This window comes from Pseudomonas sp. ICMP 8385, assembly GCF_002699915.1.
Taxonomy (GTDB): Bacteria; Pseudomonadota; Gammaproteobacteria; order Pseudomonadales; family Pseudomonadaceae; genus Aquipseudomonas; species Aquipseudomonas gessardii.
Genome location: NZ_LKBY01000135.1, coordinates 64,470 through 89,827, shown reverse-complemented (window position 1 = coordinate 89,827; position 25,358 = coordinate 64,470). Strand labels below are relative to the sequence as shown.

General features: G+C 64.4%; 5 protein-coding genes. 4 read left to right on the top strand and 1 reads right to left on the bottom strand.

Going from position 1 to position 25,358, the window contains the following annotated elements; all coding sequences use genetic code 11:
• Positions 1–11: 11 nt before the first annotated feature.
• The gene (locus tag AO268_RS27145) at positions 12–1,145 is read right to left on the bottom strand and encodes a cupin-like domain-containing protein (RefSeq protein ID WP_099170409.1); all 1,134 of its coding nucleotides are present in this window, start codon (positions 1,143–1,145) and stop codon (positions 12–14) included.
• Between the two features lie 150 nt (positions 1,146–1,295).
• Between AO268_RS27145 and AO268_RS27140 the strand changes: the two genes are divergently transcribed.
• The 4 genes from AO268_RS27140 to AO268_RS27125 all read left to right on the top strand — a co-directional run bounded on the left by AO268_RS27140 (position 1,296) and on the right by AO268_RS27125 (position 25,353).
• A complete protein-coding gene (locus tag AO268_RS27140; RefSeq protein ID WP_076963947.1) occupies positions 1,296–2,039 on the top strand; it encodes a thioesterase II family protein in 744 nt (247 codons plus the stop codon).
• 44 nt (positions 2,040–2,083) lie between these two features.
• Positions 2,084–3,067: a TauD/TfdA family dioxygenase gene (locus AO268_RS27135; protein WP_076963946.1), complete on the top strand. Its 984-nt coding sequence runs from the start codon at positions 2,084–2,086 to the stop codon at positions 3,065–3,067.
• A gap of 247 nt (positions 3,068–3,314) precedes the next feature.
• Positions 3,315–17,498, top strand: a complete 14,184-nt coding sequence (locus AO268_RS27130) for a non-ribosomal peptide synthase/polyketide synthase (RefSeq protein ID WP_099170408.1) — start codon at positions 3,315–3,317, stop codon at positions 17,496–17,498.
• A gap of 1 nt (position 17,499) precedes the next feature.
• A complete protein-coding gene (locus tag AO268_RS27125; RefSeq protein ID WP_099170407.1) occupies positions 17,500–25,353 on the top strand; it encodes a non-ribosomal peptide synthetase in 7,854 nt (2,617 codons plus the stop codon).
• The last annotated feature ends 5 nt before the right edge of the window (positions 25,354–25,358 follow it).

Here is a 25,358-nt window from a genome sequence, read left to right as displayed (position 1 = left end):
GGGGGCGGGTGTTACCCGCCGCGCCCGGAGTTGACCCAGAAATTCACCGACAGCGAGGTGGAGACTGACTCCACCTGGTGGAACCAGCCTTCGGGCAGGAACAGCAGGTCGCCGGCCTCCAGAATCACGCGCAGGAACGTCACCTCGCGGGATGCCGGAAAGCGTTGGTAGTCCGGTGCATCGGGGTTGACGTCGCAGCCGTCGAGCCCGCCTTCTGGCGACGTCGACCAGGTGCCTAGCGCTTGACGGTGGTGCGGTGCGGCGAGGATGAAGGATTTGCGCCCCCAAACCTGGGCAAACAGATTGTCCGTGTCATCGCGATGCAGGGGCGTCAGCGTGCCTTTGGGGCCGATCCAGATACGTGGCGCGATAAACTGCGACGGGTCGAAGTAGGGCGGCTGCCTGATCTGCTGCATCAGTTGCGCCGGCAGAATATTGTTGCCCATGTAGGCGGGCGGCGTGCCGTCGGGGCTTTTCGAGGCGGGCGTGTCCAGCGAGGCAATAAAGTCCGCCATGGAAGTGGAGCGAAAGTCGCGGTCGGCGGAGAAGGTCTTCTTCACGTAGTCGCCGTGACGGGTGATGCCTTGCAGTTGGGCAAAGTGCGCCAGGGACTCTTCACGGCTGAGTTTGAACAGGGGCCAGTCCTGCAGGGCATCGCTGATCACCAGGGGGATGCCGTGGGGCACATAGCGGCGGCGAAACTCGCTGACCGAGACGTCGCTGCGCGGCCGCCGTTCCACGGTGTTCAGGGGTGGCTGGCTGGCTGAAATTCGTTCGCTCAAGCGCGGCGGCGTTGGGTAGCGTTTGTTCTTGTCGACCTTTTCAGCCTTGGCGCCACCCTGGCGTGCCTGCTCGATGATCTGTGGCAGCAGCGTGGCCAGGCCCATATTGCCGCTGATCTTCAGGCGCCCGCTGGCAAACAGTTCTTCGACGTTGGCCGCGCCCCCCATGATCCCGAGGAAGTCCCGCTCCGTCACCTCAATGGTCACGTCGGGGTGGGCGTGGCGCCCGCGCTCGGTGCGGCTGTGGGCCTTGACCTCGGACCAGAATGCCAGTTCGGGGGCGAAGGTGAATTGAAAAACCCCTTCAATGCCGACGGCGCCGGCATTGGCGAACAGCTGGGTCAGAATGCTCTGCAAATCCACGGCGATCCCTCTTGTATTGGCGATGGGCCTGAGCAAGGGAACGAGCGCTGCTGCATGAAATTTATACGTGGCGTTACAGGCACGCTGGCGTGCCCCTAATTTGCCCAGGTCTTCATCCGTTCCTTTTACACGTAATGGATTGAGGTAAACGTGGTGACCAAGCTGACACTGCTGTGCTTGCCGTACTCCGGCGCCAGCGCCATGGTCTACAGTCGGTGGCGGCGCAAACTGCCGCAATGGCTGCACGTGCAGCCGGTAGAACTGCCGGGCCGTGGCGCGCGTTTTGATGAACCCCTGCAAACTGATATGCATGCCCTGGCGCGCCAATTGGCGACGGAGCACAAGCCGGCGCTTGAAGCCCCTTATGCGCTGTTCGGGCATAGCCTAGGGGCCTTGCTGGCGTGTGAAATGGCCCATGCGTTTCGCGCCCTGGGCTGCCCGGAACCCGTGGCGCTGTTCGCTTCCGGCACGGCCGCGCCGACCCTGCGCAGCGACTACGACCGTGACTTTGCCGAGCCCAAGACCGACGAGCAACTGATTGATCAGTTGCGTACGTTCCAGGGCACCAGTGAAGCCGTGCTGGCGGACAAGGAACTGATGAGCCTGACCTTGCCGGTACTGCGTGCCGACTTCTTGCTGTGCGGCCGCTTCCGTCCCCGGGAGCGGCCACGGCTCAAGTGCCCGGTCCATGTGCTGGGCGGCAAGGAAGACAAGGCCACCACCGAGCAACTGATCGGCTGGAGCCAGGAGACGGGCGGCAGCTTCTCGGTGGACATGATGACCGGTGGCCACTTCTTCATTCATGAGCATGAGGCGCGGGTGCTGCGGGTCATCAAGGAACACTTGGAGGGGCATCATCGCCGCTATACCCAGATGAGCGCGCTCGCTCGCTAGAACCGCGCCTGCTGGCGCCATTGATTGTTTACAGGAGGCCCGTGATGGGTGTTGCCTTGGGATTTTCCGTTGGTCCGTTACGGGCAGGGCAGGGGCGCTTGCCGCTGCTGGTCGAAGCCACTGAGCCGGACACCAGCCTGCTGGCGGTGTTTGAAGAGCTCAGTGCCTTGGTGGATGAGCACTTGCTGCGCGACGGCGGGATTCTGTTTCGCGGGTTTACCCTGGCGGGGGCCGAGCAGTTTCGCGAGTTTGCCGCCAGCTTTGGTCACCCGCTGTTGAGCTACGAGTTTGGCTCGACCCCGCGCAGCAGTGTCACGCAAGGGGTGTACACCTCGACCGAGTATCCGGCGCACCAGCGTATCCCGCTGCACAATGAGCAGGCCTACTCCCGTGACTGGCCCATGCGAATTTGGTTCTACAGCATGATCGCCGCCCAGTCGGGAGGCGAGACGCCGATTGCCGATAGCCGTGAAGTCTACAAGCGCATCCCGGCGTATATTCGCGAGCGTTTCGTCAGCAAGGGCCTGATGTATGTCCGCAACTTCGGCAACGGCCTGGATGTGGCCTGGGAGCAGGTCTTCAATACCGAAGACCGAGCCGTCGCCGAGGCGTACTGCAAGGCACACGCCATTACCTGCGAATGGAAGGACGACGGCGAGCTGCGTACCCGCCAGATCTGCCAGGCGGTGGCCCGCCATCCGCGCACGGGGGAAATGGTCTGGTTCAACCAGGCGCACCTGTTCCATATCTCCAACTTGCAGCCGGAGGTGCGCGAGTCACTGTTGGACATCGTCGATGAGGAGGATCTGCCGCGCAACGTCTATTACGGCGACGGCACGCCCATCGAAGACGAGGTGCTCAACCAGATCCGTGCGGTGCTCGACGATTGCATGATCAGTTTCCCCTGGCAGTCGGGCGATGTGCTGATGCTCGACAACATGCTGGCGGCTCACGCGCGTGCGCCCTTCGAGGGCCCGCGCAAGGTGATCGTGGCCATGGCCGAAGGCTTTTCTGCCGACCAGCTGTGAAGTTTTAAGCGCTGAAGTGAACCCCTGCGGCAGATTCCAGGGTTGAGGCATTCCACTCGACCCTGGTGTCTGCCGCGCCTGTATTTACCTGCTTTTTCAAAGGCCTCGATGCGCGTGGGCCTTACTCCCGGCTGCGTCGGCAGCTAAAAGATAGTTGTTCTCAAGTCGCTAATTTTCCTCGGTTGCATTCGTTTTATAGGGACGACGTGCCTTTGTGCTTCCTGCCTATTGAACCGGATGCTAAGAAATGAATGCTGAAGACTCCTTGAAACTCGCTCGCCGGTTTATCGGGCTGCCCCTGGAAAAACGCCGGCTGTTCCTTGCGGCCTTGCAAAAGGAAGGGGTGGATTTTGCGCAGTTTCCGATCCCGGCAGGGGTCGAGGTCGAGGATCGCCAGGCGTTGTCCTACGCACAGCGCCGGATGTGGTTCCTCTGGCAACTTGACCCGCAAAGCGGCGCCTATAACCTGCCCAGCGCCGTGCGGCTCAAGGGCAGCCTGGACGAGGCGGCGCTGGAGCAGGCCTTTGCCAGTCTGGTGGCGCGCCATGAAGCCTTGCGCACGGTCTTTCGCCAGTTGCCCGACGAGAGCCTGCAACAAGTGCCCGCCAGTGCTCCACTGATTGTCGAGCGCGAGGACTTCAGCATCCTCCCCGAGGACGAGCGTGAGCGTCGGGTCCGCAGCGAAGCCCAGCAACAGTCGATGCAGCCATTCGACCTGGCCACCGGCCCCTTGCTGCGAGTCAAGCTGATCAAGCTCGATGCCCAGCAGCACGTGCTGTTGTTGACCTTGCACCACATCGTTTCCGATGGCTGGTCGATGAGTATCATCATCGACGAGTTCGTGCGTTTCTATGAGGCGCACCGGCGTGGCGAGGCGCTGAGCCTCGAACCGCTGCCGATCCAGTATGCCGACTATGCCCTGTGGCAGCGGCGCTGGATGGAAGCCGGCGAGCAAGAGCGCCAATTGGCATATTGGCAGGAGCAACTGGGCGATGAGCATCCGGTGCTTGAGTTGCCGACCGATTTCCCGCGCCCGGCGGTGGCCAGCCATCAAGGCAGCCGTTACGAGTTTGACCTGCCGCCGGCCCTGGCCGATGAGCTGCGGCAGTTCGCGCGCCAGCAGAATGTGTCGTTGTTTACCGTGCTACTGGCCGCCTTCAATATCCTCTTGTACCGCTACACCGGCCAGACCGACTTGCGCATCGGCGTGCCGATCGCCAACCGTAACCGGCTGGAGGTCGAAGGCCTGATCGGTTTATTCGTCAACACCCAGGTGATCCGTGCGCGGTTTGATGAGCAGACGCAGGTGACGGGCCTGTTGCACGACCTCAAGGAGCTGGCCAATGCCGCGCAGGCCCATCAGGACCTGCCATTCGAGCGCCTGGTGGATGCCCTCAAGCTGGAGCGGAGCCTGAGCCACACCCCGTTGTTCCAAGTGATGTACAACCATCAGCCACAAGTGGCTGACATCGAGACGTTGCAGCTGGATTGCGGGCTAAGCGTGAGCCGGCTTGAATGGGACAGCCGCACCACCCAGTTCGACCTGACCCTGGATACCTATGAGAAAGGCGGCACGCTCAAGGCTGCCCTGACCTTTGCCAGTGACCTGTTCGTTGCGGCGACTATCGAGCGCATGGCGGGGCATTGGCTCAAGGTGCTCAGCGAGATTGTCGCCGACAGCACGCGCCGGGTCAGTGAGCTGCCAATACTCGATGCCGCCCAGGTGCAGACCCAGGTCCTGGACTGGAACCGTACCGCGGCGCAGTTCCCGGCACAGCGCGGTGTGCATCAGTTGTTCGAGGAACAGGTGCAGCACAATCCACAGGCGATTGCCCTGTTGTTCGATCAGCAAGTCCTGACGTATCAGCAACTCAATCAGCGCGCCAACCGCCTGGCGCACAAGCTGCGCGAATCGGCACCGGCTGGCGCCGAGTTGCTGGTGGGCGTGGCCACCGAGCGCTCGGTGGAAATGGTCGTGGCACTGCTGGCGGTGCTCAAGGCGGGTGGCGCCTACGTGCCGCTCGACCCGGAATATCCCAGCGAACGCCTGCGCTACATGCTCGAAGACAGTGGCGTGCGCTTGCTGTTGACCCAGAGCCACCTGCTGGGCCGCCTGCCGTTGGGCGAGATGGTCCAGGCCTTATGCCTGGATCAGGACGGCGACTGGCTGGAAGGCTACAGCGACGCCAACCCGGCACTGCCCTGCCTGCCGGAACAACTGGCCTACATGATCTATACCTCGGGCTCCACCGGGCGGCCCAAGGGGGCGGGCAACCGTCACACGGCACTGACCAACCGCCTGTGGTGGATGCAGCGCGCCTACACGCTGGATGCCCGCGACACGGTACTGCAAAAGACCCCGTTCAGTTTCGACGTCTCGGTCTGGGAGTTCTTCTGGCCGCTGATGGTCGGTGCGCGGTTGGCCGTGGCGCTACCGGGCGAGCACCAGGAGCCGGCACGCCTGATCGAGACCATCGGGCGTTACCAGATCACCACCTTGCACTTCGTGCCGTCGATGTTACAGGCCTTTATCCATGAGGCCGGGGTCGAGGCCTGTAGCAGTCTCAAGCGCATCATCTGCAGCGGTGAAGCCTTGCCGGTGGATGCCCAGCAGCAGGTCTTTCGCAAATTACCGGGCGCCGGCCTGTTCAACCTCTATGGCCCGACGGAAGCGGCCATCGACGTGACGCACTGGCGCTGTGTCGACGAGCGCCGGGCCAGCGTGCCTATCGGTGTGCCGATCGACAACCTGCGCACCCAGATCCTCGGTTCCGGCCTGGGCCTGCTGCCGGTTGGCGCGGGTGGCGAGCTGTACCTGGGCGGGGTTGGCCTGGCCCGTGGTTATCACCAGCGGCCAGGGCTGACCGCCGAGCGCTTTGTGCCCGACCCGTTCAACCCCGGCGAGCGCTTGTACCGCACCGGCGACCTGGCGCGCTATCGGGTCGATGGGGTTATCGAATACCTCGGGCGTCTCGACCACCAGGTCAAGCTGCGTGGCCTGCGTATCGAACTGGGCGAAATCGAAGCCAGCCTGTGCGACCACGAACTGGTGCGTGAAGCAGTGGTGCTGGCCCAGGACGGCAAGCAACTGGTGGCTTATCTGGTGTTGGCCGGCGAGCAACCGCCGGCCGACTGGCGCGAACAGCTCAAGGCCAGCCTGCTGCAAGGCCTGCCGGACTATATGGTGCCGCAACACCTGCTGGAACTGGCGGCGCTGCCGTTGATGCCCAACGGCAAACTTGACCGCAAATCCCTGCCGCGCGCCGAGGCCAGCGTGCAGGCCCAATACATTGCCCCGGTCAGCGAGACCGAGAAAGCCCTGGCAGCGATCTGGCGTGATGTATTGCGGGTGGAGCAGGTCGGTCTGGAAGACAACTTCTTCGAGTTGGGCGGCGACTCCATCGTCTCCATCCAGGTGGTCGGGCGTGCCCGTCAAGCCGGGATCACCTTCAGCCCGCGGGACTTGTTCCAGCACCAGACCGTGCGCAGCCTGGCACAGGTCTGCCAGGCCAATGTGGCCGTGACTATTGATCAAGGCCCGGTCAGCGGCGAGGCGCCGCTGACCCCGGTGCAACAGTGGTTTTTCGAGCTGCCGATGGCCCGGCGCGCGCACTGGAACCAATCGCTGTTACTCACCCCACGGGAAACCCTCGACCTGGCCGAGGTGGATGCTGCGGTACTGCGCCTGATCGAGCAGCACGATGCCCTGCGTCTGCGCTTCGAGGCCAGCGCCCAGGGCTGGACCCAGGTTTATGCCGCGATGCCGGATGCGTCGCCAGTGTGGCAACGCCAGGCGGCGAGCGCTGAAGAGCTCGACGCCCTTTGCGATGAGGCCCAGCGTAGCCTGGACCTGGCGCAAGGCCCGTTGTTGCGGGTGCTGTTGGTGAAGATGGCCGACGGCAGCCAGCGGCTGTTGCTGGCCATCCATCACCTGGTGGTGGACGGGGTGTCCTGGCGCGTCTTGCTCGAAGACCTGCAAAGCCTGTTGAGCCAGGCCCGGGCCGGCGCGCCCCTGGTACTGCCGGCGAAAACCAGTGCCTACCAGGCCTGGGCCGAACAGCTGCAAGACTATGCCCGGCGCCCGGCCCTGGCCCGGGAGCTGGACTATTGGCAGGCGGCGCTGGCCGATGCGCCGGCAGATTTGCCCTGCGATCACCCCCAGGGCGGGCTGGGCAGTGCCCTCGGGCAACAGGTCAGCGTGACCTTCGATGGCCAATTGACGCGCCAACTCTTGCAAGAAGCGCCGGCAGCCTACCGGACCCAGGTCAACGACCTGTTGTTGACCGCACTGGCCCGCGTCATTGCCCGCTGGAGCGGTGAACAATCGGTGTTGATCCAGCTTGAGGGCCACGGTCGCGAGGAACTGTTTGAAGCGGTCGACCTGAGCCGGACCCTGGGCTGGTTCACCAGCCTGTTCCCGGTGAAGTTGACCCCGGCACAGGACCTGCCCGCATCGATCAAGGCGGTCAAGGAGCAACTGCGCGCCATCCCCGGCAAAGGCCTGGGTTTCGGGGTGCTGCGCTATCTGGGCGAGCCGCAGGTCCAGGCGGCCCTGGCGCAGTTGCCGGCTCCACGCATCACCTTCAACTACCTGGGGCAGTTCGACGGTCAATTCGACGACGGCGCGCTGTTCGTGCCGTCTACCGAAAAATCCGGCAGGGCTCAGGACGAGCACGCCCCGCTGGCCAACTGGTTGAGCATCGAAGGCCAGGTATATGGCGGTGAACTGTCATTGCAGTGGACCTTCAGCCGCGAGGTGCACGAACGCGCGACCATCGAACGGCTGGCCGAAGACTATCGCCAGGAGTTGACCGCGCTGATCGGTCATTGCCTGCACGCGCAAGCCGGCGGTGCCACACCGTCGGACTTCCCGTTGGCCAGCCTGACTCAAGAGCGTCTGGACGCGCTGGAGACCCCGCTGGGGCAGATCGAAGACATTTACCCGTTATCGCCGATGCAAGAGGGGTTGTTGCTGCACACCTTGCTCGAGCCCCATTCGGGGATTTACTTCATGCAGGATCGCTACTGCATCGACAGTGACATCGACCTGCCGCGTTTCCGTAGCGCCTGGCAGCAAGTCATCCAGCGGCACGATGCCTTGCGGGCCTCATTCAACCTCGACCGCCAGGGTGAAATGCTACAGATCATTCACCGCCACGCGCCGCTGCGCCTCGACTACCTGGACTGGAGCGAGGTGCCGGCCGAGCAGCACGAAGCCGATTTGCAGGGTTTGCTGGAGAACGAGCGCCAGCAAGGCTTCAACTTGCTGGAGCAGCCCCCTTTCAGCCTGCGCCTGATCCGTCGCGGGCCCCAGCAATACTGGTTCATCCTCAGCAACCACCACATCTTGATCGATGCCTGGTGCCGGTCGTTGCTGCTGCAAGACTTCTTCACCCTTTACCAGGGCAAGCCGCTGCCGCAACCGGCGGCGCGCTACCGCGACTTTATTGCCTGGCTGCAAGCACAGGGCGAGGAGGCGGCAATCAGCGCCTGGCGTGAAGAGTTGCAAGGCTTCGAGCAACCGACCGGGCTGCCTTACGACCGGCCGCTACAGCGCCAGGGTGGCCAGTCGCAGATCGGTGACCGTTACCTGAACCTGGAACGCAGTGAAGGTCGCGCGTTGCGTGAGCTGGCCCAGCATTATCAATTGACCGTCAATACCTTCACCCAGGCGGCCTGGGCCTTGGTCATGCACCGCTACAGCGGTGAGTCGGATGTGCTGTTCGGTGTGACGGTGGCGGGTCGACCGATCAGCCGTCCCGAGATGCAGGACACGGTCGGCCTGTTCATCAACAGTATCCCGCTGCGGGTGCGCATGCCGCAGACCGGTAGCGTCAAGCAATGGCTGCAAGCGTTGTTCGAGCACAACCTGGCCTTGCGTGAGCACGAGCATCTGCCGCTGGTGAAAATCCAGGCGTGCAGCCACATCGACAGCAGCCAGCCGTTGTTCGACAGCCTGTTTGTGTTCGAGAACGCGCCGCTGGAGAGCACGGTGGTCAGCGGCGCCCAGGCGCTCAGCGCGGTTGCCGATAGCGCTCGGACCCACACCAACTACCCGCTGACGGTGGTGGTCTACCCGGGCGACGAGCTGGGGCTGCACCTGTCCTACGACCAGCGTTTCTTTGATGAAGCAACCATTGATCGCCTGCTGGACGATATGAAACGTGTGCTGGGGGCGCTGGTCAGCGGTTTCCATGGCCAGTTCTCGTCCCTGGCGCTGCTGTCCGAGGCGGACCGCTACCAGTTGGTGGAAGCGTGCAACCAGACCGAGCGCCGTTACCCGCTGGAGCAGGGTTATGTGCGCCTGTTCGAGGCCAGTGTGGCGCAGTATGGCGAGCGCACGGCGGCGTCGTGCCTGGACCGGCACTGGAGCTACAACGAACTCAACCGCCAGGCCAACCGTGCCGGGCATGGGCTGATTGCCGCGGGCGTACAGGTTGATCAGCCGGTGGCGTTGCTGGCTGAACGTGATCTGTCGTTGCTGGGCATGATCATCGGCAGTTTCAAGGCCGGGGCCGGTTACCTGCCACTCGACCCGCATTTGCCCGATGAGCGCCTGCTGCGTCTGCTGGCGCTGAGCCGCACGCCGGTGCTGCTGTGCAGCGCCGCCTGCGCCGAGCGTGCCCGCAGCTTGTTGGCCGGCCTCGACGCGGACGACGCGCCACGGCTGCTGGTCTGGGAAGACCTCCAGCAGGGTGAGGTTGCCCAGGGCAACCCGCAGATCTACGTCGGCGCCCGTCACTTGGCGTATGCCATCTATACCTCCGGTTCCACCGGCACGCCCAAGGGGGTGCTGGTCGAGCAGGGCGGCATGCTCAACAACCAGTTGAGCAAACTGCCGTACCTGGAACTGGGGGAAACGGACGTGATCGCCCAGACGGCGTCGCAGAGTTTTGATATTTCGGTATGGCAGTTCCTCACCGCCGCGCTGTGCGGGGCGCGCGTGGATATCGTGCCGAACGATATCGCCCAGGAGCCGGCAGCCTTGCTGGCCCATGTGCGCAAGGTGGGCATCACGATCCTGGAAAGCGTGCCGTCACTGATTCAGGGCTTGCTCGATGAGCCGGTCATGGTTTTTGAACACCTGCGCTTTATGCTGCCGACCGGTGAAGCGATGCCGCCGGAACTGGCGCGCCGCTGGCTGCAACGCTACCCGGCGATTGGCCTGGTCAACGCTTACGGTCCGGCTGAATGTTCGGACGACGTGGCCTTGTACCGTGTGGAAATGGCTGCGACCCAGGGTACTTGCCTGCCCATCGGCAGCCCGACCGACAACAACCGCCTGTACCTGCTCGACGCCCAGTTGCAACCGGTGCCGGTGGGCGCCGTGGGTGAGCTGTGGGTCGCCGGTGTCGGGGTGGGCCGGGGTTACCTGAGCGACCCAGCGCGTACGGCCACGGCCTACCTGCCGGACCCGTTTGCCCTGGAGGCCGGTGGCCGGCTGTACCGCACCGGCGACCTCGGTCGTCGGCGTAACGATGGCCTGCTCGAATACGTGGGGCGCGTCGATCAGCAGGTCAAGGTGCGGGGCTTTCGGATCGAGTTGGGCGAAATCAGTGCGCACCTGCTGGAGTTGGAGGCGGTGCGCGATGCGGCGGTCGATGTCTTCGCGAGCGGCACCGGCAAGGCCTTGGTGGGCTACGTGGTGCCGGCGTCGGCCGACCTTGCCCAGGATGCATTGCGTGACAGCCTGCGCGACAGCTTGCGCCAGCGCCTGCCCGATTACATGGTGCCGTTGCAGTGGGTGTTCCTTGAGGCGCTGCCGCTGACCCCGAACGGTAAACTGGATCGCAGAGCACTGCCTGCGCCGGATGCCAGCCCGTTGCAACAATCCTTCGTGGCCCCGCGTAATGAGCTGGAACAGCGCGTCGCGCAGATCTGGCAGGACGTGCTCAAACGCGAGCGTGTCGGCCTCAATGACAACTTCTTTGAATTGGGCGGCCATTCGTTGTTGGCGACCCAGGTGGTTTCCCGGGTGCGCCATGCACTGAATATCGACCTGGCGCTGCGTACGCTGTTTGAGCACAGCACCTTGCACGCCTTTGTCCAGGCCCTGGGCCAGAGCCGTGCCGGTGACGAGCCGGCGCTGGTGGCGGTGGATCGTCAGCAGCCGCTCTTGCTGTCCTATGCCCAGGAGCGGCAGTGGTTCCTCTGGCAACTGGAACCGCACAGTGCTGCCTATAACATCCCGCTGGCCTTGCGCCTGCATGGCAGCCTGGATGTGGCAGCCCTGGCCCGCAGCTTCAATACGCTGATCGAGCGCCATGAAAGCCTGCGTACGCGCTTTACCCAGGACCAGCAGGCGCTGCAAATCATTGATGCCCCACTGGCATTGGCGCTGGTGGCAGAACCTTTGGCCAGTGACGCGCTGATCGCCGCTGCGGTGCAAGCCGAAGCCCAGGCACCGTTCGATTTGCAGCGCGGGCCGTTGTTGCGGGTGAAATTGCTGCAACTGGCGACGGACGATCATGTGTTGCTGCTGACGCAGCACCACATCATTTCTGATGGCTGGTCGATGCAGGTCTTGGTCGAAGAGTTGATTGCCCTGTACGGCGCCTATAGCCAGGGCCAGGGTCTGGAACTGCCAGCCCAGCCGATCCAGTACGCCGACTATGCGCAATGGCAGCGCCAGTGGATGGAGGCCGGTGAGCTGCAACGGCAACTGGCTTACTGGAGCAACCAGTTGGGCGGTGAGCAACCGGTCCTGGAACTGCCGACGGACCGGCCGCGTCCGGCGGTACAGGACACGCGTGGCGCGCGCCTGGAAATCCCGCTGGATGCGGCGCTGAGCGCCGGCCTGCGACAACTGGCACAGCGCGCAGGCGCGACGCTGTTTATGCTGCTGCTGGCGTCGTTCCAGGCCTTGCTGCATCGCTACAGCGGGCAAAGCGATATTCGTGTCGGCGTGCCGGTGGCCAACCGGCAGCGGGTCGATATCGAGCGCTTGATCGGCTTCTTCGTCAATACCCAGGTGCTCAAGGCCGAGGTGGATGGCCAGGGCGCGTTCATCGACCTGTTGCACCAGGTCAAGCACACGGCGCTGCAAGCCCAGGCCCACCAGGACCTGCCGTTCGAGCAACTGGTCCAGGCGCTGCAGCCCGAGCGCAGCCTGAGCCATAGCCCGTTGTTCCAAGTGATGTACAACCACCAGAGTGCGGGCAAGCAAAGCATCGATGTCGACTTGCCTGGGTTGCGGGTCGAAGGCCTGGCCTGGGACAAGCCGACCGCGCAGTTCGACCTGACCCTGGAAACCTACGAATCCCGCGACAGCCTCAGTGCCTCGCTGGTGTATGCCAGCGAACTGTTCGACGCCAGCACCATCGAACGCCTGGCGCAGCACTGGCAGCGCCTGTTGCAGGCCGTGCTGGCTGACCCGACGCAGCGCATTGCCCAATTGCCGTTGCTGGCCGCCGCAGATGAGCGGGTGATCCTCGAAGACTGGAACCGCAGCGCCGTGGCCTACCTGGCCGGGCAGTGCATCCAGCAGTTGATCGAAGAACAGGCAGCGCGTACCCCCGAGGCGCTGGCGCTGGTGTTTGCCGAGCAAGCACTGAGCTACGCCGAACTCAACGCCCGGGCCAACCAGTGGGCACACCGCCTGATGGAGCTAGGTGTTGGCCCGGATGTGCTGGTGGGCGTGGCGCTCGAGCGTTCGCTGGACATGGTTATCGGCCTGCTGGCGGTGCTCAAGGCCGGTGGTGCCTATGTGCCGCTGGACCCGGATTACCCGCAGGATCGCCTGAGCTACATGATCGAAGACAGCGGCCTCACGTTGCTGCTGAGCCAGGCCCACCTGGCCTTGCCGATTCCGTCTGATGTGCAGATGCTGGACCTGGGCCGGGCCCTGGACGGCTACAGCACGGCGAACCCACAGGTTGCGCTGGACCCGGAAAACCTCGCCTATGCGATCTACACCTCCGGCTCCACCGGCAAGCCCAAGGGCGTGATGGTGCGCCATGGCGCGCTGACCAACTTCATTGTCAGCATGGCCGCCGCGCCGGGGATCGCTGCGCAGGATCGCCTGCTGTCGCTGACCACGTTCTCTTTCGATATCTTCGGCCTGGAGCTGTACGCGCCGTTGATGGTCGGCGCGCGGGTGGTGCTGGCCAGCCAGGACACCCAGCGCGATCCCGAATTGATCCTGCAACAGGTGCAAGAGCAGGGCATCACGCTGCTGCAAGCCACGCCCTCGACCTGGCGCATGTTGCTGGAAAGCCCCAACGCGGGGGCCCTGGCGGGCCGGCGCTTGCTGTGCGGCGGTGAAGCGCTGGCCGATGAGTTGGCGCAGCGCATGACGGCCCTGGGGGCCGAGACCTGGAACCTATATGGCCCGACCGAGACCACCATCTGGTCGGCCTTGCAGCCGTTGACGAGCGAACACAGCCAGCCGTACCTGGGCAAGGCGATCAACAACACTTCGTTGTACATCCTCGGTGAAGACCTGTCGGCCAACCCGGTGGGAGTGGCCGGCGAGCTGCTGATCGGTGGCGATGGCTTGGCGCGCGGCTATTTCGAGCGCCCGGCGCTGACTGCCGAGCGTTTCCTGCCCAACCCCTATGGCGAACCGGGCGGGCGCTTCTATCGCACCGGCGACCTGGCGCGCTACCGCGCGGATGGGGTGATCGACTACATCAGCCGGATCGACCATCAGGTGAAGATCCGTGGTTTCCGCATCGAGTTGGGAGAGATCGAAGCGCGTCTGCTGGAGCACAGCGAGGTGCGCGAAGCCGTGGTGGTGGCCCAGGACGGTGCGCACGGCGCGGTGCTGGTCAGTTACCTGGTGGCGCCTGAGGCGGCACAAGACAGCTTGCGCGAAGCGCTGAAACATCGCCTGCAGCAACAACTGCCGGACTATATGGTGCCGCAGCACTGGCTGTTCATGGCGCGCCTGCCGCTGACGCCCAACGGCAAGCTGGACCGCAAGGCCCTGCCCAAGCCGGACGCCAGCCAGGTGCAAAAGCACTATGTGGCGCCGAGCACCGAACGCCAGCGCCAAGTGGCGCAGATCTGGCAGGACGTGCTCAAGCTGGCGCAGGTGGGGCTGACGGATAACTTCTTTGAACTGGGCGGGCACTCGTTGCTGGCCACCCAGGTCATGTCGCGGGTGCGGCAGTTGCTGAACGTGGAAGTCCCGCTGCGCACCTTGTTTGAACACAGCACTTTGCAGGCCTTTGTCCAGGCCCTGGGCCAGGAACAGGCAAGTGCGGCGCCGCCGCTGTTGCCCGTGGCCCGGGACCAGGGGTTGCGCCTGTCCTATGCCCAGGAGCGGCAGTGGTTCCTCTGGCAACTGGAGCCGCAGAGTGTCGCCTACAACCTGCCCCTGGCCTTGCGCCTGCAAGGGCAATTGGACGTGATGGCACTGGAACGCAGCTTCAATAGCCTGATCGCCCGTCATGAAATCCTGCGTACGGGGTTTGCGCAGCATGACCTGCAGGTGGTGCCGGTGATCCATGCCCAGGCCGACCTGCAACTGGAGGCGCAGGCGCTGGACCACGAGGCCGGGCTCGAGGCTGCGGTGGACGCCGAGGCGCATCGCCCGTTCGACCTCAAACACGATGCCCTGCTGCGGGTAAAACTGCTGCGCCTGGGGGCTGAGGAGCATGTCCTGATCCTCACCCAGCACCACATCGTGTCCGATGCCTGGTCGATGCAGGTGATGGTTGACGAACTGATTGAAACCTATGCCGCCTACAGCCAGGGGCGCACGCCGAGCCTGCCGGCACTGGCGTTGCAGTACCTCGACTATGCGCAATGGCAGCGGCAGTGGATGGAAGGCGGCGAGCAAGCCCGGCAACTGGCCTACTGGACCGACACCCTGGGCGGCGAGCAGCCGGTATTGGCCCTGCCCACCGACCACCCACGGCCGAGTGTGCAGAGCTTTGTCGGCGCCAGCCAAGAGGTGACATTGCCGGCCAGCCTGCTGCACTCACTCAAGGCCCTGGCCCAGCGTGAGCAGGTCACGCTGTTTATGCTGCTGCTGGCTTCGTTCCAGGCCTTGTTGCATCGCTACAGCGGGCAAAACGACATTCGGGTCGGCGTGCCCATCGCCAACCGTAACCGGGTGGAGATCGAGCGTCTGATCGGCTTCTTCGTCAATACTCAGGTGCTCAAGGCCGAGGTGGATGGGCAGGGCCGCTTCAGCGACTTGCTCGCTCAGGTCAAACAGACCGCGCTGCAGGCCCAGGCCCACCAGGACCTGCCGTTCGAGCAACTGGTGCACGCGTTGCAGCCCGAGCGCAGCCTGAGCCACAGCCCGCTGTTCCAGGTGATGTACAACCACCTCGACGAAGGCCGCAAAGGGCTCGATATTGCCTTGCCGGGCCTGAACCTGTGCGGGCTGGAAGCCCGCGGCCGCACGACGCAGTTCGACCTGAGCCTGGAAACCTACGAATCCTACGGGCAGTTGGTCGCGACCCTGACCTATGCGGTCGATCTGTTTACAGCGCAAAGCATGGCGCAATTGCTCGGCCACTGGCAGAACCTGCTGCACGCCATTGTCGCCGAGCCGACGCAGCGGGTGGCGGCGTTGCCGCTGCTGGCCGAGGCCCAGGCCCAACAAGTGCTGCTGGACTGGAACCAGACCCAGGCCGAGTACCCGCTGCACCTGGGGGTCCACCAGTTGATCGAGGCCCAGGCCGAGCGCACGCCAGAGGCCATCGCCCTGGTGTTCGGCGACACGCAACTGAGCTATGCCCAGCTTGATGCCCGGGCCAACCAATGGGCGCGGCGCCTCAGCGGCCTGGGGGTGGGCACCGATGTGCTGGTCGGCGTGGCCGCGCAGCGCTCGCTGGAAATGGTCATTGGTTTGCTCGCCGTGCTCAAGGCCGGCGGCGCTTATGTCCCGCTCGACCCCGAGTATCCGCAGGAACGTCTGGGCGACATGATGCAGGACAGCGGGATCGGCCTGTTGTTGACCCAGGCGCATCTGCGTGAGCAGCTTCCGGTTCCCCAAGGGCTGCAAGTGCTTGACCTCGATGAGTCGGTGGCAGCCTTCAGTACCGAACGGCTCCAGCGCGAACCGGACCCGCAAAGCCTGGCGTATGTGATCTACACCTCAGGCTCCACCGGGCAACCCAAAGGCGCCGGCAACCGGCACGCCGCGCTGACCAACCGCCTGTGCTGGATGCAGGAGGCCTATCCACTGGATGCCACGGACGCGGTGTTGCAGAAAACCCCGTTCAGCTTTGACGTGTCGGTCTGGGAGTTCTTCTGGCCGCTGATGACCGGTGCGCGCCTGGTGGTCGCGGAACCTGGGGCCCATCGTGACCCGGGCGCTCTGGTCGAGCTGATCAACCAGCACGCCGTGACCACGCTGCACTTTGTGCCCTCGATGCTCCAGGCCTTCTTGCTGGACCCGCGCGCGGCCAGTTGCACAGGCTTGCGCCAGGTGATCTGCAGCGGTGAAGCGTTGCCGGTGGAGGCTCAGCAGCAGGTGTTCAAACAACTGCCGCAGGCCCGCTTGTACAACCTGTATGGCCCAACCGAAGCGGCCATTGACGTGACGCATTGGCACTGTGTCGATGAAGGGCGCGACAGCGTGCCGATCGGTCAGCCGATCGCCAACGTGGGCACCTATATCCTCGGCCCGGATCTGGAACCGTTGCCGGTGGGTGTGGCCGGTGAGTTGCACCTGGGGGGGGAAGGCCTGGCCCGTGGTTACCATCGCCGGCCGGCGCTGACCGCCGAGCGTTTTGTGCCGAACCCGTATGGCGCCGGGCGTCTGTACCGTACCGGTGACCTGGCCCGGCATCGGGCCAGCGGGGTGATCGAGTACCTCGGGCGTATCGACCATCAAGTGAAGATCCGCGGCCTGCGTATCGAGCTGGGGGAAATCGAAGCGCGCCTGATGGAGCAGCCGTCGGTGGTCGAGGCGGTCGTGATCGCGCAGGACGGGCCGACCGGCAAACGCCTGGTGGCCTACGTGGTGCCAGGCGATGGGCAACTGCTGCACAGCAGCGAGCAGGATCAGGCCCGGTTTGGCGCAACGCTGGGCGCAAGCCTGTCGCGCCACCTGCCGGACTATATGGTGCCGGGGCAGTGGATCGTCCTCGCGCGCATGCCGTTGAGCCCCAACGGCAAGCTGGAGCGCAAGGCCTTGCCCAAGGCCGATCCGGTGTTGGCGCAGCAGGTTTACCAGGCGCCGGAAACCGAACTCGAACAACAGATCGCCGCGATCTGGCAGGACATCCTGCACATCGAGCGCATTGGCCTGGGTGACAACTTCTTTGACCTGGGCGGGCATTCATTGCTCGCGACACAGGCGATCTCGCGCATCAACTCACAACTGGGCATCGACATTGCGCTGCGCCTGATCTTTGAAGCGCCGACCCTTGCCGAGTTCGCCCAGGCGGTGCTCGAAAGCCGCTCGGCCCTGAGCGAAGAAGGGCTGTCGGATATTGAAAAAATGATGGACCTGATGGAGGAGGCTTGAAATGGATAAGACTACCGCAGAGCGTATTGCCAAGCGTTTCATCGGCCTGGGTCTGGAGCAGCGGCGCCAGATCCTGGCGAAGATGAACGAGGCCAACAACAGCTTCAAGCTGTTGCCGATTGTCGCCAGTCGCCATGACGTGCCCCGCATTCCTTTGTCTTTTGCCCAGCAACGCCTGCTGTTTCTCTGGCAGATGGAGCCGCAGAGCCCGTTCTACAACGTGCCGCGTGCCGTGCGCCTCAAGGGGGCGTTGAACGAAACCAGCCTGCGCCAGGCCTTTGATGCGTTGGTGCAGCGCCATGAAGTGCTGCGCACCCGTTTCGTCTCGCAAGACGGTGCCTTCTATCAGCATATTGACGAGCACGCGCCGGTGCATCTGCAGTGCATCGACGTGCCTGCGGCGGCCCTGGAGGCGGCAGAAGCCGGGCTCAAGGCCCTGGTCGCCGAGGAACTGGCGCAGCCCTTCGATCTGATCAATGGCCCGTTGCTGCGGGTCAAACTCTACCGTCTCGGCGCCCAGGAGCATGTGCTGGTGGTGACGGTGCATCACATCGTTTCCGATGGCTGGTCGAGCCAGTTGATGGTCGAGGAATTTGTCCACCTGTATGACGCGATCGCGCACCAGCGTGAGCCCCGGTTGCCAGTCTTGCCGATCCAGTACGCGGACTTTGCCCTGTGGCAACGCAGCTGGATGGAGGCCGGTGAAAGCGAGCGCCAGTTGCAGTACTGGACGCAGACGCTGGGCGACGAGCAGCCGTTGCTGGCGTTGCCGTTGGACCGCGAGCGTCCACCGCAGCCCAGTTATCGCGGCGCGGCGTTCACCGCCGATTGCTCCAGGGCCTTGTCCCAGGCCCTGAAAACCCTGGGCAGCGAGCGCGGTTACACGTTGTTCATGCTGGTGCTGGCGGGGTTCTCGGTGGTCTTGGCCCGCCAGAGCGGGCAGTGCGATATCCGTCTGGGCGCGCCGAACGCCGGGCGCAATCGCAGTGAAACCGAAGGCCTGATCGGTTTCTTTATCAACACCCAGGTCTTGCGGGTCGAGGTCGATGAGCAGCAGAGTTTCGAGCAGTTGCTGGCACAGGTCAAAGAGGTCGTATTCGGGGCCCAGGCGCATCAGGACTTGCCCTTCGAGCAGTTGGTGGATGCCCTGGCGCCTGAGCGTAACCTGAGCCACAACCCGTTGTTCCAGGTGAAGATCAATCAGAACCTGGCGGGTAGCGGCCTGAGCCACAATGGCCAGGGCAGTTTTTCCGCGCTGGGTATTGAGCCCTTCGAGATCGCGGAACATGACGCGCGTTTCGACCTGGCATTGGACTTCACCGACACTGAACACGGCATCCAGATCAGCTTCAGCTACGCGACCGACCTGTTCGAGCGCGGCACTGTCGAGGCCATGGCCGAGGCGTTGCAGGCCGTATTGCAGGCGATGGTCGCGGCGCCTGCCGCGCCGATTCATCAACGGCCCGGCGTGGCCGGGGTGGTGGGCGAAGAGGTCAGGCAGGCTTTCGCGCACCCGCATTTCCTGGGGTTGTGGCAAGCCAACGGGCCGACCCGTGGCGATGCCGCCGCCGTGCGCTGCGGGCAGGAACTCATCAGTTTTGCCGAACTGGAGCAGCAGTCCAACCGCCTGGCCCGGCACTTGCGCGAGCAAGGGGTGCGCAGCGGCGAGGTCGTGGCCCTGGCCCTGGAGCGCAGCGCCGCCTGGACCGTGGGCCTGCTGGCGATCCTCAAGGCCGGTGGCGTGTACCTGCCGCTGGATGTGCAACAACCGGCCGAGCGCTTGCAACAGGTGCTCACTGGCAGTGGCGCGGCCTGGCTGTTGCGCCCGGCGGGCGATAACCGTATCGAGTGCCAGTGTGCGGTGGTTGACTATGAGCCGGCGCGGTTTGCTGCGTACAGCGCCGCCCCGCTGGACCTGCAAGTGGCCCCGGAGCAACCGGCCTACCTGATCTTCACCTCGGGCTCCACCGGGCAGCCCAAGGGGGTGCTGGTCAGCCATCAGGCCTTGGGTAACTACGTACAAGCGATTGTGCAGCAGTTGCGCCTGCCGAGCGATGCCAGCCTGGCGATGATTTCCACCCTGGCGGCGGACCTGGGGCACACCATGCTGTTTGCTGCGCTGGCCAGCGGGCGCCTGTTGCACCTGGTGCCGCAGGCTTATGCGTTCGACCCGGACCGTTTCGCCCGTTACATGCGCGAGCATCGGGTCGGCGCGCTGAAAGTCGTGCCCAGCCATTTGCATAGCCTGTTGCAGGCCGGCAACCCGGCCGATGTGCTGCCGGCCCATGTGTTGGTGCTGGGGGGCGAGACGTGCCCGTGGTCCTTGGTGCACCAGGTGGCGCAACTGGCGCCGGATTGCCGGATCATCAACCATTACGGGCCGACCGAAACCACGGTCGGCGTACTGACCCACGAGGTGACGGGCGAGCGACCCGCGACCTTGAGCGTGCCCGTCGGCCAACCCCTGGCCAATACCCGCGCGCGCCTGCTGGACGCCTACCTCAACCCGGTCGCCGCGCGAGTGGCGGGGGAGTTGTACCTGGGCGGTGCCGGTGTGGCGCAAGGTTATCTGAACCAGCCAGGCTTGACCGCCGAACGTTTTGTGCCTGATCCACAAGGGGGGCAGGGCGAGCGGGTGTACCGCACCGGCGACCGTGCGCGGCGTGTCGATGGCGCGCTGGAGTTTCTCGGGCGTGGCGACGACCAGGTGAAAATCCGTGGCTACCGGGTCGAGCCTGGCGAAGTCCAGCAGGTTCTGCGGCAGTTGGACAGCGTACAAGATGCGGCCGTGCTGGCGTTGCCGATGGACAGCGATGCCGGGCGTGTACAACTGGTTGCCTACTGCGTACTGGCGCCAACGGCCAGCACCGATGCCGAACAACTGACCCGCGAGCTGCAGGGGCGGCTGCCCGACTACATGGTGCCGGCGCGGATCATGTTGCTCGAACGCTTGCCGCTGACGGCCAACGGCAAGCTGGATCGTCGGGCCCTGCCGGTCCCGGATGCACAGGCCCAAGCCTATGTGGCCCCCGGCAATGAGCTGGAGCAGGCGTTGGCCGAAGTCTGGGTCCAGGTGCTCAAGGTCGAGCAGGTCGGCACGGGCGACAACTTTTTTGAACTGGGCGGTGACTCGATCCTCAGCCTGCAAATCATTGCCCGGGCCAAGCGTCGCGGGATCAAGCTGACCCCCAAGCAGTTGTTTGAAAAACAGACCATTGCCCAGTTGGCGCAAGTGGCCAAATGGGTCGAGATCAAGGCCCCTGCGGCGCCGGCCAGCACCCGGCAGATCAGCGGAGCCCAGGCGATGCTGCCGATCCAGGCACGTTTCTTTGCCCTGGATATTCCCCAGCGTCATCACTGGAACCAGTCGATCCTGCTGCACCCCCAGGCCCGCCTGGATGGGGCCGCGTTGAACCTGGCCTTGCAGGCGTTATATGCCCAGCACGATGCGCTGCGCCTGGCCTTCACGCAACAGGGCGAGCAATGGCGCGCCGACTATCAGGCGCACATACCCGGCGAGTTGCTGTGGACCCCCGCGGCCCTGGCCACAGCGGATGAGGTCCAGGCCCTGGCCGATCAGGCCCAGCGCAGCTTGAACCTGGAGCAGGGCGTGTTGCTGCGTGCCGTCTTGATGGAGTTGCCCCAGGGGCAGCAACGCCTGCAACTGGTGATTCATCACACCGTAGTCGATGGCGTGTCCTGGCGGGTGTTGCTGGAAGATCTGCAAAGCGCCTACACCCAGGCGGCGCGCGGGGAGCCGGTCAAACTGGCAGGCAAGGGGGCTTCGCTGCAAGCCTGGGGCGAGCGTGTGCAGGGCTATGCCCAGAGTGATGCACTTAAGGCCCAGTTGGGTTATTGGCAGGATTGCTTGCAGGGTAGCGTGTTGGATCTGCCACGCGACAACCCGGACGGCGGATTGAGCCTGTCCCAGGCCGCTGTGGTATCGACCCGCCTGGATCAGGCTTTGACGCACCAGCTGTTGAAAGTCGCGCCAGCGGCCTACCGGACCCAGGTCAATGACCTGTTGCTGACCGCACTGGCCCGCGTGCTGTGCCGCTGGAGCCAACAGTCTGCGGTGGCGATCCAGCTGGAGGGGCATGGCCGTGAAGCCTTGTTCGATGAGCTGGACATCTCCCGGACCATGGGCTGGTTCACCAGCCTGTTCCCGGTGAAGCTGACCCCGGCTGCCGATCTCGACACGTCGATCAAGCACGTCAAGGAGCAACTGCGTCAGTTGCCGAACAAAGGCATCGGCTACGGCTTGCTGCGTTACTGTGGCGATGCGGTCAGCCAGGCGGCGTTGGCCGACCTCGGCGAGCCACGGATTACCTTTAACTACCTGGGCCAGTTCGACGGGGACTTTGCCGCAGGCCAGGGCGCGCTGTTCCTGCCGGCGCCTGAAGCCGACGGTGCCGCACGCAGCGAACTGGGGGAACTGAGCAACTGGCTGAGCATCAACGGTCAGGTGTACGGCGCCGAGCTGGAACTGAGCTGGACCTTCAGCACGGGCATGTATCACCACCACACGGTGCAGGCGTTGGCCGACGATTACGCCGCTGAGCTGGCGGCGCTGATCGAGCATTGCAGTAACGAACAGCACAGTGGTGTGACGCCGTCGGACTTCAACCTGGTGAATGTCACCCAGGCGCAGCTGGAGCGGCTGCCCGTCACGCCACGGGACATCGCCGATCTGTATCCGCTGTCGCCTATGCAGCAGGGGATTGTGTTCCACAACCTGCACGAGCCGGATGGCCCGGCCTACACCAACCAGTTGCGGGTCGATGTGCAGCAATTGGATGCCGAGCGTTTCCGCGCGGCCTGGCAGCAGACCCTGGATGCCCACGATATTCTGCGCACCGCGTTTGTCTGGCCGCAGGAGATGAATGCGCCGCTGCAGATCGTGTTGGGCAGCGTGCCCATGCCACTGGTGATTCATGACTGGCAGGGCCGGGCGAACCTTGAGCAGGCCCTCGATCAGTTGGCCCGTGAGGATTTGGACACTGGTTTTCAGCTTGATCGTGCGCCGTTGCTGCGGGTAATCCTGGTACGTACCGGCGCCAGCACTTATCACCTGATCTACACCAGCCATCACATCCTGATGGACGGCTGGAGCACTTCGCAGCTGTTTGGCGAGGTGTTGCAACGTTACGCCGGGCAGGCGCCTGCCGCAGCGCAGGGGCGCTATCGCGACTATATCGAGTGGTTGAGCCAGCGGGATGCCCAGGCCAGCCAGGGGTTCTGGCGCCAGGCCTTGGAGCACTTGCAGGAGCCGACCCGCCTGGCTGATGCCGTGGGCCCGCAACAGGTGCTGGGCAGTGGTTATGCGGACCATGAGCATCGGTTCAGCGCCGAGCTGACGGCGCAGTTGAACGCGTTTGCCCGCGCGCAAAAAATCACCCTCAACACCCTGATGCAGGCTGCCTGGCTCTTGTTGTTGCAGCGCTACACCGGCCACGCCACGGTGACCTTCGGTGCCACTGTGGCCGGGCGCCCGATGGACTTGCCAGGGGTCGAGCAGCAGATCGGCCTGTTTATCAACACCTTGCCGGTGGTGGCCACGCCGTCGCCGCAACAGACGGTGGCGCAGTGGGTTCAGCAGGTGCAGGACCTTAACCTGGCCTTGCGCGAGCACGAACACACGCCGCTGTATGACATTCAACGCTGGGCCGGGCTGGGGGCGGGCCCGTTGTTTGACAGTATCCTGGTGTTCGAGAACTACCCGATGTCCGAGGCCTTGCAGCAAGGGCAGGGGAGCGGCCTGGTGTTCTCGCCGATTCGCCGCCAGGAGCAAACCAACTACCCGCTGACCCTGGTGGCCGTGGCAGGTAGCGAGCTGACCCTGGGTTGCAGTTTTGACCAGGCCTGTTTCGACGTGACAAGTGTCCAGCGTCTGGCCGAGCAACTGGAACATTTGATGAGCCAGTTCATGGCTGACGCCGGCCAACCACTCGGCGCCCTGGAGTTGTTGCGTGCAGACCTGCGTCAGGCCGCATTGGCCTGGGGGCGTGCGCCGAGTCGCGCACTGACCACCGCGAGTGTGGTCGCGCAGATCGAAGCCCAGGTACGGCGTGAGCCGCAGGCGCCGGCGTTGGTGTTTGGCGAAGAGCAACTGGATTACGCCACCCTCGATGCCCGGGCCAATCAGTTGGCGCACAAGCTGCGGGCGCTGGGCGTTGGCCCGGAAGTGCGAGTGGGCGTGTGCCTGCGCCGCACCCCGCAGATGGTCATTGGCCTGCTGGCGATCCTCAAGGCGGGCGGTGCTTATGTGCCGCTGGACCCGGAGTACCCACAGGAGCGCTTGCTGCATATGCTCGACGATAGCCAGGCAAGCGTGGTGCTGAGCGAAGCGCCATTGCTCGAGGTGCTGCCCGCCGAGCTGCAAGCCCAGGTGCTGCTGGTCGAGCCGGGCCCGCAATGGCTGCATGACTGGCCGCAGACCTGCCCGGCGCCGCTGACCTGCGCGGCCAACCTGGCGTATGTGATTTACACCTCCGGCTCCACCGGCAAGCCCAAGGGTGTGGCCATCACCCATGGCAACGTCGCGGCATTGGTCCAGTGGTCGCTGGCGACCTATCCGCGTGAAGCCCTGCAAGGGGTGCTGGCCTCGACGTCGATCTGCTTCGACCTGTCGGTGTGGGAGATCTTCGTCACCCTGGCCGGCGGTGGTTTCATGGTGCTTGCGGACAACGCCCTGGCCTTGCCCGAGTTGCCGGCGCGCGCGCGCGTACGCCTGATCAATACCGTGCCCTCGGCGATTGCCGCCTTGCAGCGGGCCGGGCAGATCCCGCCCTCGGTGCAGACCATCAACCTGGCGGGCGAGCCGCTCCGGCAGGCGCTGGTCGACAGCTTGTACGCCAGCACGGCGGTGGAACGTGTCTACGACTTGTACGGCCCCTCGGAAGACACGACCTATTCGACCTTCACCCTGCGTGTGCCGGGCGGGCGGGCGAATATCGGGCGGCCACTGGAAAACACCACGGCCTACTTGCTCGATTCGCAGTTGCAGGTGCTGCCGGCGGGTGTCGCGGCCGAGTTGTACCTGGCGGGCGCCGGGGTCACCCGTGGTTACCTGATGCGTCCAGGGCTGACCGCAGAGCGTTATGTGCCAGATCCCTTTTCCACTGGCGGTGAGCGGCTGTACCGCAGCGGCGACCTGGTGCGCCAGGGCGCCGAGGGCGATATCGAGTACATCGGGCGGGCCGACCATCAGGTGAAAATCCGCGGTTTCCGTATCGAACTGAGCGAGATCGAAGCCCGCCTGCTGGCGCATCCCACCGTGGGCGAGGCGGTTGTACTGACGCAGGAGGGCGCTGGCGGCAACCAGTTGCTGGCGTATGTCGTGGCCGAGCCGGCTGCCGGCGCGCAGCCCGGCCTGGTGGACAGCCTGCGCCGCCATCTGGCGGCCAGCCTGCCGGCGTATATGGTGCCCAGTCATCTGCACCTGATCGACGCGTTGCCATTGACGCCCAATGGCAAGCTTGACCGCAAGGTCCTGCTGGCCCTGGGCGGCAACCCACGGCTATTGGAATACGCCGCGCCGCGCACTGACCTGCAACGGGAGGTGGCGACTATCTGGCAGCAAGTGCTGGAAGTCGAACAGGTCGGCTTGAACGATAGTTTCTTCCAGCTCGGCGGCCATTCGTTATTGGCGACCCTGGTGGTCACGCGGATCAGCGAGCGCCTGGGTGACCAGGTGCCGCTCAAGGAGTTGTTTGCCGCAGACACCCTGGAACAGTTCTGTGACCGCATCGAAGCCCTGCGCGCCGATTTGTCGCCGGTTCAGGATCAATTGGCTAAATCTCTGGAGGCCCTCAAACGTCTATCTCTCGATGATCTTGAAAAACTGATTTCTTGAGTGAG

Coding starts and splice junctions, on each gene's coding strand:
- AO268_RS27130 (WP_099170408.1), top strand. CDS start 3,315: ATGAATGCTGAAGACTCCTTGAAACTCGCTCGCCGGTTTATCGGGCTG.
- AO268_RS27125 (WP_099170407.1), top strand. CDS start 17,500: ATGGATAAGACTACCGCAGAGCGTATTGCCAAGCGTTTCATCGGCCTG.
- AO268_RS27135 (WP_076963946.1), top strand. CDS start 2,084: ATGGGTGTTGCCTTGGGATTTTCCGTTGGTCCGTTACGGGCAGGGCAG.